The 14,470-nt window shown below is 61.7% G+C and carries 18 protein-coding genes and 2 riboswitches; of the genes, 9 read left to right on the top strand and 9 right to left on the bottom strand.

The features are described from left to right. Positions 1 to 10: 10 nt before the first annotated feature. Genes RA29_RS08690 through RA29_RS08670 form a run of 5 tightly spaced genes read right to left on the bottom strand, consistent with a single transcriptional unit; the run spans position 11 to position 3,305 of the window. Positions 11 to 877 (bottom strand): polyprenyl synthetase family protein, encoded by an 867-nt coding sequence (locus tag RA29_RS08690; protein ID WP_039684980.1) that lies wholly within the window; start codon positions 875 to 877, stop codon positions 11 to 13. A gap of 3 nt (positions 878 to 880) precedes the next feature. Further along, positions 881 to 1,123, bottom strand: a complete 243-nt coding sequence (locus RA29_RS08685; RefSeq protein ID WP_039684979.1) for an exodeoxyribonuclease VII small subunit — start codon at positions 1,121 to 1,123, stop codon at positions 881 to 883. Beyond that, positions 1,120 to 2,058, bottom strand: coding sequence for a histone deacetylase family protein (locus tag RA29_RS08680; RefSeq protein WP_039684977.1), 939 nt, complete (start codon positions 2,056 to 2,058; stop codon positions 1,120 to 1,122). Before RA29_RS08680 ends, RA29_RS08685 begins: the two co-directional genes overlap by 4 nt. A 36-nt stretch (positions 2,059 to 2,094) precedes the next feature. Next, a complete protein-coding gene (locus RA29_RS08675; protein WP_039684975.1) occupies positions 2,095 to 2,796 on the bottom strand; it encodes a response regulator in 702 nt (233 codons plus the stop codon). Next, positions 2,793 to 3,305, bottom strand: a complete 513-nt coding sequence (locus RA29_RS08670) for a MarR family transcriptional regulator (protein WP_039684974.1) — start codon at positions 3,303 to 3,305, stop codon at positions 2,793 to 2,795. The genes RA29_RS08675 and RA29_RS08670 overlap by 4 nt, the downstream gene beginning before the upstream one ends. A gap of 151 nt (positions 3,306 to 3,456) precedes the next feature. On the opposite strand from RA29_RS08670, the gene RA29_RS08665 reads away from it, so the two are divergent. Next, positions 3,457 to 4,323, top strand: coding sequence for a branched-chain amino acid aminotransferase (locus RA29_RS08665; protein WP_039684972.1), 867 nt, complete (start codon positions 3,457 to 3,459; stop codon positions 4,321 to 4,323). Position 4,324: 1 nt separating this feature from the next. Then, on the top strand, positions 4,325 to 4,666 hold the full coding sequence (locus tag RA29_RS08660) for a nuclear transport factor 2 family protein (protein WP_039684968.1): 342 nt from the start codon (positions 4,325 to 4,327) through the stop codon (positions 4,664 to 4,666). On the opposite strand, the gene RA29_RS08655 is transcribed toward RA29_RS08660, so the two are convergent. Together RA29_RS08655 and RA29_RS08650 are read right to left on the bottom strand one after the other, a co-directional pair. Next, positions 4,663 to 5,604: a DMT family transporter gene (locus RA29_RS08655; protein WP_039684966.1), complete on the bottom strand. Its 942-nt coding sequence runs from the start codon at positions 5,602 to 5,604 to the stop codon at positions 4,663 to 4,665. The genes RA29_RS08660 and RA29_RS08655 overlap by 4 nt on opposite strands. A gap of 43 nt (positions 5,605 to 5,647) precedes the next feature. After that, a complete protein-coding gene (locus RA29_RS08650; protein ID WP_039684961.1) occupies positions 5,648 to 6,040 on the bottom strand; it encodes a DM13 domain-containing protein in 393 nt (130 codons plus the stop codon). A 137-nt stretch (positions 6,041 to 6,177) separates the two neighbouring features. Here RA29_RS08650 and RA29_RS21840 point away from each other — a divergent pair, with 137 nt between their 5' ends. Further along, complete coding sequence (locus tag RA29_RS21840) at positions 6,178 to 6,759, top strand: TetR/AcrR family transcriptional regulator (RefSeq protein WP_052249559.1); 582 nt, start codon at positions 6,178 to 6,180, stop codon at positions 6,757 to 6,759. On the opposite strand, the gene aroC is transcribed toward RA29_RS21840, so the two are convergent. Beyond that, a complete protein-coding gene (aroC, locus tag RA29_RS08640) occupies positions 6,756 to 7,856 on the bottom strand; it encodes a chorismate synthase (protein WP_039684959.1) in 1,101 nt (366 codons plus the stop codon). The two genes, RA29_RS21840 and aroC, sit on opposite strands and share 4 nt — an antisense overlap. A gap of 429 nt (positions 7,857 to 8,285) precedes the next feature. Next, positions 8,286 to 8,387, top strand: a riboswitch (TPP riboswitch). Positions 8,388 to 8,425: 38 nt separating this feature from the next. Here aroC and RA29_RS08635 point away from each other — a divergent pair. Genes RA29_RS08635 through RA29_RS08625 form a run of 3 tightly spaced genes read left to right on the top strand, consistent with a single transcriptional unit; the run spans position 8,426 to position 11,608 of the window. After that, positions 8,426 to 9,406 carry a thiamine ABC transporter substrate binding subunit gene (locus RA29_RS08635; protein WP_039684958.1) on the top strand — a complete coding sequence of 327 codons (981 nt, stop codon included), beginning with the start codon at positions 8,426 to 8,428 and terminating at the stop codon, positions 9,404 to 9,406. Beyond that, on the top strand, positions 9,382 to 10,929 hold the full coding sequence (locus tag RA29_RS08630; protein WP_039684956.1) for a thiamine/thiamine pyrophosphate ABC transporter permease ThiP: 1,548 nt from the start codon (positions 9,382 to 9,384) through the stop codon (positions 10,927 to 10,929). The genes RA29_RS08635 and RA29_RS08630 overlap by 25 nt, the downstream gene beginning before the upstream one ends. Further along, complete coding sequence (locus RA29_RS08625; RefSeq protein WP_039685887.1) at positions 10,916 to 11,608, top strand: ATP-binding cassette domain-containing protein; 693 nt, start codon at positions 10,916 to 10,918, stop codon at positions 11,606 to 11,608. Before RA29_RS08630 ends, RA29_RS08625 begins: the two co-directional genes overlap by 14 nt. Here the strand turns inward: RA29_RS08625 and RA29_RS08620 are convergent. Beyond that, positions 11,597 to 12,037: a 6,7-dimethyl-8-ribityllumazine synthase gene (locus RA29_RS08620; protein ID WP_039684954.1), complete on the bottom strand. Its 441-nt coding sequence runs from the start codon at positions 12,035 to 12,037 to the stop codon at positions 11,597 to 11,599. The two genes, RA29_RS08625 and RA29_RS08620, sit on opposite strands and share 12 nt — an antisense overlap. 80 nt (positions 12,038 to 12,117) lie before the next feature. After that, positions 12,118 to 12,262: riboswitch (FMN riboswitch) on the bottom strand. A 61-nt stretch (positions 12,263 to 12,323) separates the two neighbouring features. Here RA29_RS08620 and RA29_RS08615 point away from each other — a divergent pair. The 3 genes from RA29_RS08615 to petA all read left to right on the top strand — a co-directional run bounded on the left by RA29_RS08615 (position 12,324) and on the right by petA (position 14,466). Then, a complete protein-coding gene (locus tag RA29_RS08615) occupies positions 12,324 to 12,938 on the top strand; it encodes an FMN-binding negative transcriptional regulator (protein WP_039684952.1) in 615 nt (204 codons plus the stop codon). Between the two features lie 30 nt (positions 12,939 to 12,968). Further along, positions 12,969 to 13,571, top strand: coding sequence for a glutathione S-transferase (locus RA29_RS08610; RefSeq protein WP_039684950.1), 603 nt, complete (start codon positions 12,969 to 12,971; stop codon positions 13,569 to 13,571). Between the two features lie 334 nt (positions 13,572 to 13,905). Further along, complete coding sequence (gene petA / locus RA29_RS08605; protein ID WP_039685885.1) at positions 13,906 to 14,466, top strand: ubiquinol-cytochrome c reductase iron-sulfur subunit; 561 nt, start codon at positions 13,906 to 13,908, stop codon at positions 14,464 to 14,466. The last annotated feature ends 4 nt before the right edge of the window (positions 14,467 to 14,470 follow it).

Here is a 14,470-nt window from a genome sequence, read left to right as displayed (position 1 = left end):
CTGTCTGTCTCTAGCTGTTGCGGGTGACGACAAAGCGGGCGGCGTCCCGCAGCGCGTCAGCGTCCGCTTGGTATACATGTAAGGCGTCACACGCTTCGGTCACGAGTTCGTTCGCGCGGCGTTTCGCCTCGTCCAGTCCGAGGAGCGAGACGAAGGTGGCCTTGCCCGCGTCGGCATCCTTGCCCGTGGCCTTGCCCATGGTGGCGGCGTCGCTGGTCACGTCCAGCACATCGTCCGCGATCTGGAAGGCGAGGCCGAGAGCGCGGGCGTAGGTTTGCAGCGGTGTGATGTCGGCTTGCGCCATCCGCGCGCCTGCGGTGGCGGACCATTCGATCAAAGCGCCGGTTTTGCCCCTTTGTAGAGACGTAATTTCGTCGAGGGTCAGGGGGGTGTCTGCCGTTTCGGCGGCGATATCGAGGGCCTGGCCCAGTACCATGCCTTGGGCACCTGAGGCTTTGGCGAGGGACAGGGCGAGGTCGGCGCGGACGTCACCATTGCCGGTGTCGGGGTGGGTGCAGAGTTCGAAGGCGAGCGTTTGCAGGGCGTCGCCTGCCAGTACCGCCGTTGCCTCGTCCCATTTGATATGAACCGTCGGTTCGCCCCGCCGCAGGTCGTCGTCATCCATGCAGGGCAGGTCGTCATGGACGAGGGAGTAGGCGTGTAGGGCTTCGATACCGGTGGCGGGCCAAATGGCCTTGTTAGGGTCTATTTGATGCAGTCGTGCGCTTTCCAGCACGAGGAAGCCGCGCAACCGTTTGCCGCCGTTCGTGGCGTGGGCCATGGCCTTCACCACGGGCACTGGATCGAGTGCGCCCAGCACCATATCGAACTGCGCCTGAATGGCGGCAGCCGCGTCACTCAGCCTTTGGCGGAACATGGATTACAGGCCTTCGACCGGTTTCAGCCCTGTCGGGTTGCCGTCTGCATCTGTGGTGATGGCGGCGACCTTTTCCTCGGCCTCACGCAGCTTGGTTTCGCACCGCTTTTTCAGCAGCGCTCCGCGTTCGTAGAGTTTGATCGAATCGTCCAGCGCCACGTCGCCCCGTTCCAACTGGCCCAGCACCTGTTCCAGTTCGGCCATCGCTTCTTCGAAGCTCATTTCGTCTACGGGGCGGTCAGTCATGCGGTGGCCTTCATCAGCGATTGGACGTGGGCGCGGGCGCAGGCCGCCAGCGCGTCCAGATCATAGCCCCCTTCCAGCACCGACACCACCCGGCCTTTGCACAGGTCTCGTGCAGCTTGCGTGAGCATGTCGGTGAGGCGGGTGTAGGTGTCCGCCGTCCAGTTGAGTTGGGCGAGGGGGTCGTCCTGATGCGCGTCGAAACCCGCCGAGATCAGGATCAACTCGGGCTGGTGTTTGATCAGGGCCGGGATCACCTGCCGTTCGTATTCCGCGATGGCGTGGTTGCCGTCTGTATGGGGGGCGAGCGGGATGTTCAGAATGGTGCCGTGCGGGCCGCGATCCGATGCTTCGCCCGTGCCGGGCCAGAGCGGCATTTGTTGTGATGTGATGACGAGCGCGCGTGGGTCGTCTTGCAGCAGCGCTTGGGTACCGTTGCCGTGGTGGACGTCGAAATCGACCACGGCGACCCGTTCGAGCCCATGCACTTCGAGCGCGTGTTTGGCGGCGATGGCGACGTTGCCGAAGATGCAAAAGCCCATGGGGAGAGACTGTTCTGCGTGGTGCCCGGGCGGGCGCATGGCGACGAAGGCATTGGTCACCTCATCGTCCAGTACCATATCGACTGCTTTGACCGCGCCGCCCGCTGCGCGCCAGACGGCGTTGTAGGATGTGGGTGAAAGAAAGGTTTCGGCGTCGGTTTCGCGGTCGAGACCGGCGAAGCCCTCGCTGGGTACTTTGGCGCGCACAAAGGCGATGTAGTCCTGCGGATGGCACAGCGCGATGGATGCGTCATCGGCCAGCGGCGGATCAACACGGACAAGGTCGAGATCGGCCAGCGCCCGTTGGATGTAGTCGAGCCGCGCTACTTGCTCCGGCATACCGGGCGGTGTGACGTGCAAAAGGCCGTCCGCGTGGGTCAGCAGAGCTGTACTCATGGCTTCATTGTTCCAAAAATATGCAAATCCGACGGCTCAATCGGGCGCCAGCATGTAGCCCGCACCGCGCACGGTTTGCAGGTAGCGGGGCTGTTTCGGGTTGCTTTCGATCTTGCGCCGCAACCGCGTGATCTGCACGTCCACGGCCCGTTCCTGCGCTTGGCCCCTGTCGCGGCCGAGGTCTTCGACCAGCTTAGCGCGGCTGATGGCTTCGCCGGGTTTGGCTGAGAAGATCTTCATCAGTTGCATTTCGGTGGCGGTGAGGCGCACGAGGTCTTCGCCCTGCCACATCTCGCCCCGTTCCATGTCATAGCGGATGGGGCCGAGGGTGAGGATTTTCGGCGCTGCCTCTTCGGGTGCGACATCGGGCACACGGCGCAGGATGGCGTTGATGCGCAGGAGGAGTTCCTTGGGCTCGAACGGTTTGGGCAGGTAGTCGTCGGCGCCTGCTTCCAGCCCTTCGATCCGGTTGCCGGTCTCGCCCTTGGCGGTGAGCAGCAGGATGGGTGTGGCGTGTGTTTCGCGCAAGCTGCGGCACAGGCTTAGCCCGTCTTCGCCCGGCATCATCACGTCCAGCACGATCAGGTCAAAATCCAGACCGGCCAGCACCCGCCGTGCATGGGCGGCGTCGCGGGCGGCGGTCACAAGGAACCCGTTCCGCATCAGGAATTTCTGTAAAAGGCTCCGAATTCGTTCATCGTCATCGACGATCAGCAAGTGGGCGTCAAAGTCACTCATGCACCGCTCTCCTTCAGTCTTTGATAGGTGCGATGCATTTCTGTGTCCATCATTGCCTCAAGCACGGTGCGGAAGCCCGCCACTGCTTCGGGGCCCGCATCACGGAATGCCGTACGCATCCGTGCGCGCTGGGCGTCGGACAGTCGGCTTTCCAATGCGTGGCCGTCTTCGGTCAGAAACAGGTGACGTTCCCGTTTGTCCGACGTGCCGACGCGGCTTTCGACCAGCCCGTCCTCGATCAGTGTGCGCAAGACGCGGTTGAGCGACTGTTTGGTCACGCCGAGGATGTTCAGGAGGTTGTTGACCGTCGTGCCCGGCGCGCGATTGATGAAGTGGATGGCGCGGTGATGCGCCCGGCCATATGCCATGTCCGACAAGATGCGGTCCGGATCAGCGGTAAAGCCGCGATAGGCAAAGAACATCGCCTCGATCCCCTGTCGCAACTGTTCGTCTGTCAGGAAAAGAAGGTTCTCTCCACCTCTGGTCGTGGTTGCCCGTCCGTCGTCCATAACCGCCCCCGCGCAAGCGTCGTCTTTTGTGGCAGTTTAAGTCAGCCTTGTTGACATTCCAAGGGCGAAGCGATATCGAATCGCAGGTTTTGCGCAACTTTATGACCGCATCGGTCCTAACTGCGCAATAAATGCAAATCGGGAGGATGCCATGGCTGGCTACGATGATCGCGACGGACAAATCTGGATGGACGGCCAAATGGTCGACTGGCGTCAGGCGAATGTCCACATTCTGAGCCACGCCATGCACTATGCGTCCTCTGTATTCGAAGGCGAGCGGGCGTATAACGGCAAGATCTTTCTCAGCCGTGAGCATTCGGAGCGGTTGCATTTCTCGGCTGGTGAATTGGATTTCCAGATCCCATACACCGTGGACGAGATCGAGGCGGCCAAGCAGCAGGTCCTGACCGCCAACGGTCTGACCGACGCTTATGTCCGTGCAGTGGCGTGGCGTGGTGCGGGTGAGGACATGGGTGTTTCCTCCGCCCGCAACCCGGTTCACCTGGCCATCGCGGCGTGGGAATGGGGCAGCTACTATGGCGACGCCAAGTACAAGGGCGCGAAGATCGACATTTCCAAGTGGAAGCGCCCGTCGCCCGAGACGATCCCTGTGCACGCCAAGGCGGCCGGTCTCTACATGATTTGCACCACGTCCAAGCACGCGGCAGAGGCCAAGGGGTGTTCCGACGCTCTGTTCATGGACTATCGCGGCTATGTGGCCGAGTGCACGGGCGCCAACATCTTCTTCGTCAAGGATGGTGAGGTGCACACGCCTATGGCCGATGTGTTCCTGAATGGTCTGACCCGTCAGACGGTCATCGGTCGGTTGAAGGACAAGCAGATCAAGGTGCACGAGCGAGTGATCATGCCGGACGAGCTAGAGAGCTTTGAACAGTGCTGGTTGACTGGTACCGCCGCTGAGGTCACGCCGGTGGGTCAGATCGGCGACTATAACTTCGAGGTCGGTGCCCTGTGCCGCGACGTGGCCGAGGATTACGAGAAGCTGGTGCGCAGCTGATATGGATTACGACGCCTTCGCCATCGCGTGGGAGGCGGCGTGGAATTCCCACGATCTGGACCGCATCCTCGCGCACTATGCCGAGGATGTGGTGTTTCGCTCGCAAAAGGCCATGCGCCTTGTCGGGCATGGTGAGTTGCGCGGCAAGGCAGCGGTGCGTGACTACTGGACGCGCGCTTTGGAGGCGCAGCCGGACTTATCTTTCATCGTGGTGGACGTGCTGCATGGGCACGGCATGATGGTGATCACGTATCGCAATCAGCGAGATGTATTGGCAGCAGAAACCTTACGCTTCGGACCGGATGGTTTGGTGGTGGAAGCGTCGGCCTGTCACAAGCCTTAACCCTTCGGATCTGTCACCGCCCGTGCCCGTTTGCGTCCGCCGCCCAATTGCCGTTCGCGCCAGATGATGATCACGCCGCCCAGCACAACCAAGGAAGCGCCGATAACCGTTTCTAACGTGGGCAGTTCGGCGAAGATCAGGTAGCCGATCAGCGCGGCGAAGATCAGGGATGTGTAGTCGAACGGGGCCAGCATAGAGGCTGCGCCGAAGCGGTAGCTGGCCGTTACCAGAATTTGGGCGACGCCGCCGATCAGGCCTGCGCCGATCAGGAGCATCGCATCTGTCGTCGTGGGCATGATCCAGCCAAAGGGCAGGCTGAGCAGGCTGAGCACCGTGGCTGTGAGTGAGAAGTAGAACACAATGGCGGCGGTGTGTTCGGTTTTGACCAGCGTGCGGATGTGGATTTGCACCAGCGCCCGCAGTATCGACGCCCCCAGCACCATCAATGCGCCGATGGTCCCTGCCGTGCCCACGGTTGCCATGTCCACAGACAGGCGTGGCCACATGACGATCATCACGCCGACCAGCCCAAGAGCGACGGCGCTGATCCGGAACAGCCGCACCTTTTCGCCCAGCATGACGGCAGCGAGGATGACGGTGAACATCGGAGTGGCGTAGCCGATGGCGGTGACTTCGGGCAGGGGCAGCAGGGCCAGCCCCGCGAAGGTCAGCGCCATGGCGGATGTGCCGAACAGTCCGCGCCAGATGTGCCCTGTCAGGTTGTTGGGTGTAAGTGCCTCGCGCATCTCGCCCGCGCGCCAGATCCAGGCGATGATGATCGGCATGGCAAAGAAGGACCGGAAGAACACCGCCTGGCCCGACGGCACGTTTTGCGTTGCAACCTTGATCATGGCGGCCATGACCATGAACAGGAACACCGCCACGAGCTTGAGGCCGATGGCGGTGCCGGGTTTGTTCTGGGTTGTGGGGGCTTTCATTTCCCCCAATGCTTGTCGGGTCGGGGGTGGAATGGCAAGCCGATTACTTCAGTTTGGCGATCCCGAGCGGAACACTGAACTTTTTGCACCAGATGTAGACTTCGTTGAACGCCGACACGTCTACGCCAGCAGGGATGATAAAGGATTGCGCGCCTGTCAGGCTGCCAAGCAGACCCGAGTCGGTCTTGCTGTCATATTGACCGTTTGTGCCAAGTCCCACACGTGGGTCAGGCGCGCCGTCGAGGCTGAAATCGTCGCCGAGTACAATGGTGTGGCTGCCGTCGGCGTTCTTGATCACGTCGACCGCGCCTGTGGTGATGTGGTCGGATGCGCCTGTGAAGGTGCCGCTTGCAACGGTGCCTGCCGATACCGGGCCGGTCGCGAAGCCGATGACTATGGCGACGGTCAGGGCGATGGATTTGATGAGGTTGAGCATTGGGGTCTCCGTTGTAGACTGGTTGGTTCCTAATTTGGAGATAGCAAAGGGAACCAATCGGTACAAAACACGAAACCGTGAGTTCTGGACTATCTGGTTCCAAACTCTATATTGAGGGTCAGAGCTGAGGACATCACATGGCCAGACCACGATCATTCGACACCGACGACGCGCTTGAAAAGGCGATGCACGTCTTTTGGCAACACGGGTACGAGGGGGCGTCGCTGCCCGACCTGCTGGATGGTATGGGTCTGACACGCGGCAGTCTTTACAAGGCGTTCACCGACAAGAAGACGCTTTTTATGCAGGTCTTGCAGCGTTACGAAAAACAAGCTGTGCAGGCCGGTGTGGCGATGTTGAGCGATCCCTCTGTTCCCAACGGCGCTGAACGCATCATGGCGATGTTCCAAGGCTCGTATCAGAATGTGGTCAACGGCGACGACCGTGGCTGCCTGCTATGTACTGCAGCGGCTGGCCCGAGTTCATATGATGATGAAATTGCCAAGGCTGTATCCGAGGGGTTGGGCGCGCTGCGTGACGGGATCTACGTCGCGCTGGGCGCATCGCCCAAGCACGCCACGCTGAACCCGGCGGAGCGCGGTGCCCTCGCTGATATGATCATCGCCCAGTACGTTGGGTTGCGCACCATGGCGCGGGCGCGGATCGACCACGAGACTTTGCACAACATCGTGCGCTCTGTGGGCGTGATGCTGGCCTAGCCGATCTTGCCACGGACGCCGCCGGTCTGGCCGCGGTCGAGCAGCAGGTGATCGAGGATCACGCAGGCCATCATGGCTTCGCCCACGGGTACGGCGCGGATGCCGACGCAGGGGTCGTGGCGGCCCTTGGTGATGATCTCGGTCTCTTCGCCCGACTTGGTGATCGTCTTGCGGGTTTGCAGGATGGAGGACGTTGGTTTCACGGCGAAGCGCACGACGATGTCCTGTCCTGTCGAGATGCCGCCGAGGATGCCGCCCGCGTGGTTCGAGGAATACTCTGGCCCGTTTGGGCCCATCGTGATCTGGTCCGCGTTGAGTTCACCAGTCAGCATCGCGGCGGACATGCCTTCGCCAATCTCGACGCCCTTGACCGCGTTGATGGACATCATGCCGGCAGCCAGATCAGTGTCTAACTTGCCATAAACCGGCGCGCCGAGGCCCGGTGGTACGTTGCGTGCCACAACCTCGATCACAGCGCCAACGGACGAGCCGGATTTGCGCAGCCCGTCGAGATAGTCGGCCCATGTAGCTGCCGCCTGCGCATCGGGCACCCAGAACGGGTTCTGGTCGATCTGGTCCCAGTCGAAGCGGTCGCGGTCAATTTCGTGCGCGCCCATGCGGGTCATGTAACCCTTGATCTCGATCCCCGGCACCAGCTTGTCCAGCGCTGCGCGTGCAAGGCCACCCGCCGCGACACGCGCTGCCGTCTCACGGGCCGAGGACCGGCCACCGCCGCGATAGTCGCGGATGCCGTATTTCTGCCAATAGGTGATGTCGGCGTGGCCCGGGCGGAACTTCTCGGCAATGTCGCCATAATCCTTGGACCGCTGGTCGGTGTTCTCGATCATCAGTTGGACAGGGGTGCCGGTCGTTTGCCCCTCGAACACACCAGACAGGATCTTGACCGCGTCGGGTTCGCGCCGCTGCGTCGTGTACTTGTTCTGACCCGGTTTGCGTTTGTCGAGCCAGTGCTGCAGCATCGCCTCGTCCACTTCGATCCCCGGAGGGCAGCCGTCAACCGTGGCTCCAAGCGCGGGCCCGTGGCTTTCGCCCCATGTGGTCACACGGAAAAGATGGCCAAAAATGTTGATCGACATGAACGCGCTCCGACAAGGTTCACGAGGACATACGCCGCGTTGAATGCGATGCCAAGTCCATTGAAAACCTGTTGTTTTAAACGCCACACCATTCTAACAGAACGGTCCACGCAAAACCGATGGAGGCTGACATGGCAAAACGCATTGACCCCCAGGACCGCCCCTCCTTTCGAGGTGATCGCTAAACGCAGACGTTCCTTCCCGTCCGAGACCCGGGTTAAGACGGGTGACCGTACGGTGCATGGGCGACGTGGAACTTCGTGAAAAACTTGGTCGCAATGATCCCTGCCCGTGCGGATCGGGCAAGCGGTTCAAACGGTGCTGTCTGCGCAGTGGGCGCTATGACGGCAGTTGGCGGGACCACTACTTTTAGAGAGCGTGATTGAAACGCAAGGGCGCTTGCTACCCGGCAGGCGCCCTCTTATACCTGCTGTCACCTCGGGGTGCCTGGACACAGGCTGAGATGCATATCGCGAACCCGTAGAACCTGAACCGGTTAACACCGGCGGAGGGAAGGTTTGGTTCATCCCAAGACCGCACTCCCGCCGCCTCTCTGATTGGAGGATGCGATGAAATACGCTTTGACACTGGCCGCCGCGCTGGGCGCCACGACCGCGCTGGCTGACACAACCGTTTTAACGGTTTACGCCGGGGACTACTTTACGTCCGAGTGGGGTCCTGGCCCGACGCTTGAGGCGGAGTTTGAAAAGATCTGTGAATGCGATCTGGAATGGTCCACGGGCGATCTTGTGCCGCGCCTGCTGCTGGAAGGCGAGCGGACCAAGGCGGATGTGGTGATTGGTCTGACATCGGACGTGACGGCCAAGGCGCGGGCGACGGACCTGTTCGCGCCCCATGGGCAGGACAATAGCGCACTGACGCTGCCCATTGAGTGGACGGACGACACGTTCCTGCCCTTCAACTACGGGCACACAGCGTTCATTTACAACGAGACGACCATGGACGCGCCGCCCGCGAGCTTTGAGGAATTGCTGGCGCTGCCCGATGACGTGAAGATCGTCATTCAGGACCCGCGCACGTCCATTTCCGGTCTGGCATTGGTGCTGTGGGTGCAGGCTGTTTACGGCGACCGGTCGGCTGAAGTTTGGGAGGCGCTGTCTGACAACATCCTGACCGTGACCAAGGATTGGTCGGCCTCGTACGGTCTTTTCACCGATGGTGAGGCGGACATGGTGCTGAGCTATACGACGTCGCCCGCGTACCACATGTTCGCGGAAGAGGACTTTACCAAGAAGGCGGCGATCTTCCCCGAGGGTCACTATTTCATGGTCGAAACCGTGGGCAAGATCGCGGGGACGGACCAGCCCGAGCTGGCGGATCAGTTTCTGGAGTTTGTGATGTCGCGCGAGTTCCAGACGATTATTCCAACTGCTAACTGGTCGTTGCCCTCGGCGTTGCCGCAGGCGGACTGGCCCGAGGGGTGGTCGGAGCTGCCGCTGCCCGAGAAGGTGTTGTTCTATTCCGAGACTGAAGCGGCAGAGCTGCAAGCGGACGCGATCGAGACATGGCGCGCCGCGCTCAGCCAGTAAGCCCTTGGGTTGGCATCATCGCGGCGGGTTTCGTCGTCGCGGTGGTGATTGCCGCCTTTGTCGGGATCAGTCAGAGGATTGAGACGACCACTGGCCTGCGCGCCGCCGAATGGCAGGCGGTGCGGTTTACCGTTTGGCAGGCGTTTTTCTCTGCTTTGATTTCGGTGGTTTTGGCGGTGCCCGTGGCGCGCGCACTCGCCCGGCGGCGGGTGCCGGGACATACGTTGCTCGTCACGCTGTTGGGTGCGCCGTTTATATTGCCTGTGATCGTGGCCGTGCTGGGACTGCTCGCGATCTTTGGGCGGAACGGGTGGTTGAATACGGCGCTGGGCGTGGTCGGGTTACCGGAGGTTTCGATCTATGGCGCGCATGGCGTTGTTTTGGCCCATGTTTTTTTCAACATGCCATTGGCGACGCGGTTGATCCTGCAAGGGTGGCAGTCGGTTCCGGCAGAGCAGTTTCGCATGGTGGGGCAGTTGGGTCTGACCCCGCGCATGGTGTTTCGCGTCATCGAATGGCCGATCTTGCGGCAGGTGGTGCCGGGGGCCTTTGCGCTGATCTTTGTCATCTGTCTGACGAGTTTTGCGGTGGCTCTGACCCTTGGAGGCGGGCCGCGCGCGACCACGATTGAGTTGGCGATCTATCAGGCGTTCCGCTTTGATTTCGACCTTGGGCGCGCGGCGGTGTTGAGCTTGCTGCAACTGGCTGTGGCCGGGGCCGCGGCGGTGCTGGCGCTTTGGATTTTGCCGCCCATTGCTGTGCAAACCGGGCGTGACCGGGCGGTGCGTCGCTGGGATGCGCCGAGCCCTTGGGGCGATGCGTTCTGGATCACGCTGGTTGCCGGGTTCTTGTTGCTGCCGCTGTTGTCCATTGCGCTGTCGGGGCTGGTTGGCCTGTTTTACATGCCTTTTTCGGTGCTGACCGCCACTTGGACGACCATTTGGGTGGCGTGTGTCAGCACTGTTGTTCTGCTGGTTCTGGCACTGCCCATGGCTGCGTGGCTGGCGCAGGCCAAGTGGGGCGGGGCGGAGGCGTTGACCCTGCTGGGGCTGGTTGCGTCGCCGCTGATGATCGGGACGGGGTGGTTCATTTTGATCTTCCCATATGCGTCACCTACGGCCTTTGCCCTGCCTGTCACCGCCCTGATCAACGCGATGATGGCACTGCCATTTGCGGTGCGTATCCTGCTGCCGCCGATGCGGCAGGTTTTCAATGATTACGGGCGGTTGAGCATGGGGTTGGGGCTGCGCAGTCTAGCACTGTGGCGGTTTGTGCTGGTGCCGAGGTTGCGTCCTCAGATTGGGTTTGCAGCCGGGCTGACGGCGGCGTTGAGTGTCGGGGATCTGGGCGTTGTGGCGCTGTTTGCGGACCCTGATGTAGCGACGCTGCCGTTGCAGATGTACCGGCTGATGGGGGCCTACCGGACTGAGGCGGCGGCGGGGGCGGCGTTGGTGCTGGTGGCGCTGGCCTTTGGGATGTTCTGGATTTGTGATGCGTGGGGGCGGCGGTATGCTGCGAGTTGAGGGGTTGAAGATTGCGCAGGGGGACTTTGCTCTTAGCGCTGATTTTGCCGTTGAGCGGGGACGGCGGCTTGCCGTGATCGGGCCTTCGGGGGCGGGAAAGTCCACGCTTTTGAATGCGTTGGGTGGGTATATCGACATTGCTTCCGGACGGATTGAGGTGGACGGTCGGGATGTGACGGATGCGCGGCCTGACAAGCGCGGGATTGCGATGCTGTTTCAGGATGGGAACCTGTTTCCGCATTTGACGCTGGCGCAGAATGTGGGGTTGGGGATACGGCCCGCGCTGCGGTTGAATGAGGCTGAGACGGCGCAGGTGCGGGATGCGTTGGGCCGGGTAGGCTTAGCGGAGTTTGCGGATCGCAAGCCGGGCGATGTGTCGGGTGGACAGCAGAGCCGGGCGGCGTTGGCGCGGGTTTTGGTGCAGGCCAAGCCTTTGCTTTTGTTGGATGAACCCTTTGCCGCGCTTGGGCCTGCGTTGCGGGTTGAGATGTTGGATTTGACGTCGCAGGTGGCGCGGGACGCAGGCGCCACGGTGCTGATGATCACCCACGCGCCGGAGGATGCGGAGCGGGCGGATGATCTGATCTTTGTTGAGGCGGGGGCGGTCGCTCCTCCTGCGCCTGTGGGCGCAGTCCTCGCTGATCCGCCGCCCGCCTTGCGGGCCTATCTAGGCCGCTGAGCGTAGATCTGCGCGTGTGGCAGTGATGCCGAGGGCGGCTTGCGCTGCTTCCCGTCCCTTGAGCACGAAATGGTCGGCGTAGATGTTCAGGTGGTGCTCGGTTTCCTGGAAGTGGTGGGGGGTGAGCGAGACGGAGAGGATCGGGACGCCGGTTTTGAGGCCGACTTGCATCAGACCATCGACCACGGCGGAGGCCACGAAGTCGTGGCGGTAGATGCCGCCGTCAACCACGAGTGCTGCGCAGGCGATGGCGTTGTAGCGCCCTGTTTCGGCAAGCGTTTGGGCCATGAGCGGCATCTCGAATGCACCGGGGACGTCGAAGACATCCACCTGATTTGACGCGATAATTTCAGTGAAACCTTGCAAAGCTTGATCGACGATAGCGGCGTGCCACTGGGCTTTGACAAAGGCGAAGCGGGTGTGTGTCATGGGTTTTCTCCTTTAGGTTCAGACACGTCACCCAAGGCGATTGCGCACGTGACAAGACGCATCCGTATGGATGCTGTCACCTGCGTTCTCTTTCATCCGGACTATGACCGTCGGCTCAGGCCTCTCACCTGATCTGCTAGACCCCCGCGGTGCGGGGCGCTCGTGGGCTCACAGGCGAACCTGCATACCACCGGTGGGGAATTTCACCCCGCCCTGAGAACAGGCCCAGGTTGCCAAGCCGGGACGGCAGAGGCAAGAGGGACGCCACGTATCACGGAGCGGACCCATGCACCCGAACCCTGTTTTTCACACCGAGACCGAAGAGCGGAACATCGCGTTTGCGCGGGAGCGTGCGTTCGGTGTGCTGGCGGTGAATGGCGAGGGCGGGCCGATGATGTCGCACATCCCCTTTCTAATTGATGAACGGGGCGCGCAGTTGGATCTGCATCTGGTCCGGTCGAACCCGATTGCGCGGGCGTTGAAGGTGCCGATGCAGGCCAAGATCGCGGTGAGTGGGGCGGATGGGTACATCTCGCCCGACTGGTACGAGGTGCCGGATCAGGTGCCGACGTGGAACTATGTGGCCGTGCACATTACGGGCACTTTGGAGATGCTGCCGCATGATGAGATGCGGGATATGCTGGACCGGCAGTCGAAGCATTTCGAGGATCAGTTGCTGCCCAAGACGCCCTGGAAGACAGACAAGATGACGCCCGAGGTGTTGGACAAGATGATGCGCCAGATCGTGCCCTGTCGGATGACGATTGAAGCGATCGATGGCACATGGAAGCTGAACCAGAACAAGCCGGATGAGGTGCGCTTGAGGGCGTCGGATTATGTCGATGCCTATGGGATTGGGCAGGAGACCCGTATCCTTGCTGCGCTGATGCGTGGGGCCTAGGCTGCGCGCGAACCCAAGGGGAGAATCGCGATGAAGCTGTTGATGGCGGGGCCAAGCCCCTTTGTGCGCAAGGTGCTGGTTTTGTTGCATGAAACGGGGCAGGTGGAGGATGTCGAGACTGTCACTGTGACGGCTGCGCCGGGTGGAACCGATGCGACGTTAAAGGCGGCGAACCCGGTGGGGAAGATCCCGGCACTGGTGCGGGACGAGGGGCCGACGCTGTATGATAGCAAGGTGATCTGTCGCTATCTGGATGCGCGGGCGGAGGCTGGGCTGTACCCTGAGAAGGGGTGGGAGACGCTGGTGCTGGAAGCGACGGCGGATGCCATGATGGAGGCCGCCGTGCTGATGGTTTATGAGAAGCGGTTCCGCCCGGAGGAGATTTGGTCGAACGACTGGATTGAGGCGCAGTGGGGTAAGGTCGAGGGGGCCTTGGATGCTCTGAATGCACGTTGGATGGGGCATCTGGCCGGGCGCATAGACATCGGACATATCGGGGTGGCCTGTGGTCTGGGTTATCTGGATTTTCGGCACGGCGACCGGGATTGGCGCAAGGGGCGGGATGCTTTGGCCACGTGGTACGAGGGCTTTGCGGCGCGTCCGTCGATGCAGGTGACCGAACCACAGGCGTAGTTTTGCGCAACGTTCGGTGGGTCATCTGACCCAAACGGGTGCGAATCGTGGTTAACGCCAGCAAAACAAGGGATATGCGCCTGGCACCGGGCGTACACCCCCTGTGCACCCCCTGTACACCGGCCCGGCGCAAAAGCCGCGGTTAACGCAGCGCGCGGTCCTGAATCTTATCAATGGGTTAATATTCAAGGGCCCTGCGACCACGTGTGTCAGTTTGCGCGCTGGACGTGGGCGGGGGACCCCGCTAGATAGCCCGATGAAACGGCTGCGCCTGCGCGCGGCCCATTGTCTTATTTGGCCCCTCTTGGGGCGTTGGAAACTGGAGAAGTCCCCCGTGTCCCACGTAGAAGAAGACCACGAAGGCACCCGGCGCGATTTTCTGTACTACGCCACGGCTGGCGCAGGTGCGGTGACGGCCGGTGCGGCGATCTGGCCGTTGGTGAACCAGATGAACCCGTCGGCTGACGTTGTCGCGGCAAGCCAGATGCGCGTTGACGTGTCGAGCCTGTCGCCCGGCACGCAATTGACCGTTTTGTTCCTGGGTAAGCCGGTGTTTATTCGCCGTCGGACCGAGGAAGAGATTAGCGCGGCCCGCGATGTTGTCGTGGGTGACCTGCCCGACGGTATCGCACGCAACGAAAACCTGGGCGATGTGCCCGCAGATGACGCCAACCGCACGCTGGATGAAGCGGGCGAGTGGCTTGTGATGCAAGGCGTGTGTACGCACCTGGGCTGTGTGCCCTTGGGCGATGCAGGGGATTTTGGCGGCTGGTTCTGCCCCTGCCACGGCTCGCACTATGATACTTCGGGCCGGATCCGTCGTGGACCCGCGCCTGAAAACCTGCCGGTTCCTGTTGCTGAATTCGTGGACGAGACCACGATCCTGTTAGGGTAAGGGA

Origin of the sequence: Tateyamaria sp. ANG-S1 (assembly GCF_000814025.1) — a bacterium.
In the GTDB taxonomy this organism is placed as follows: domain Bacteria; phylum Pseudomonadota; class Alphaproteobacteria; order Rhodobacterales; family Rhodobacteraceae; genus Tateyamaria.
This window is presented reverse-complemented; position numbering and strand designations above follow the sequence as displayed.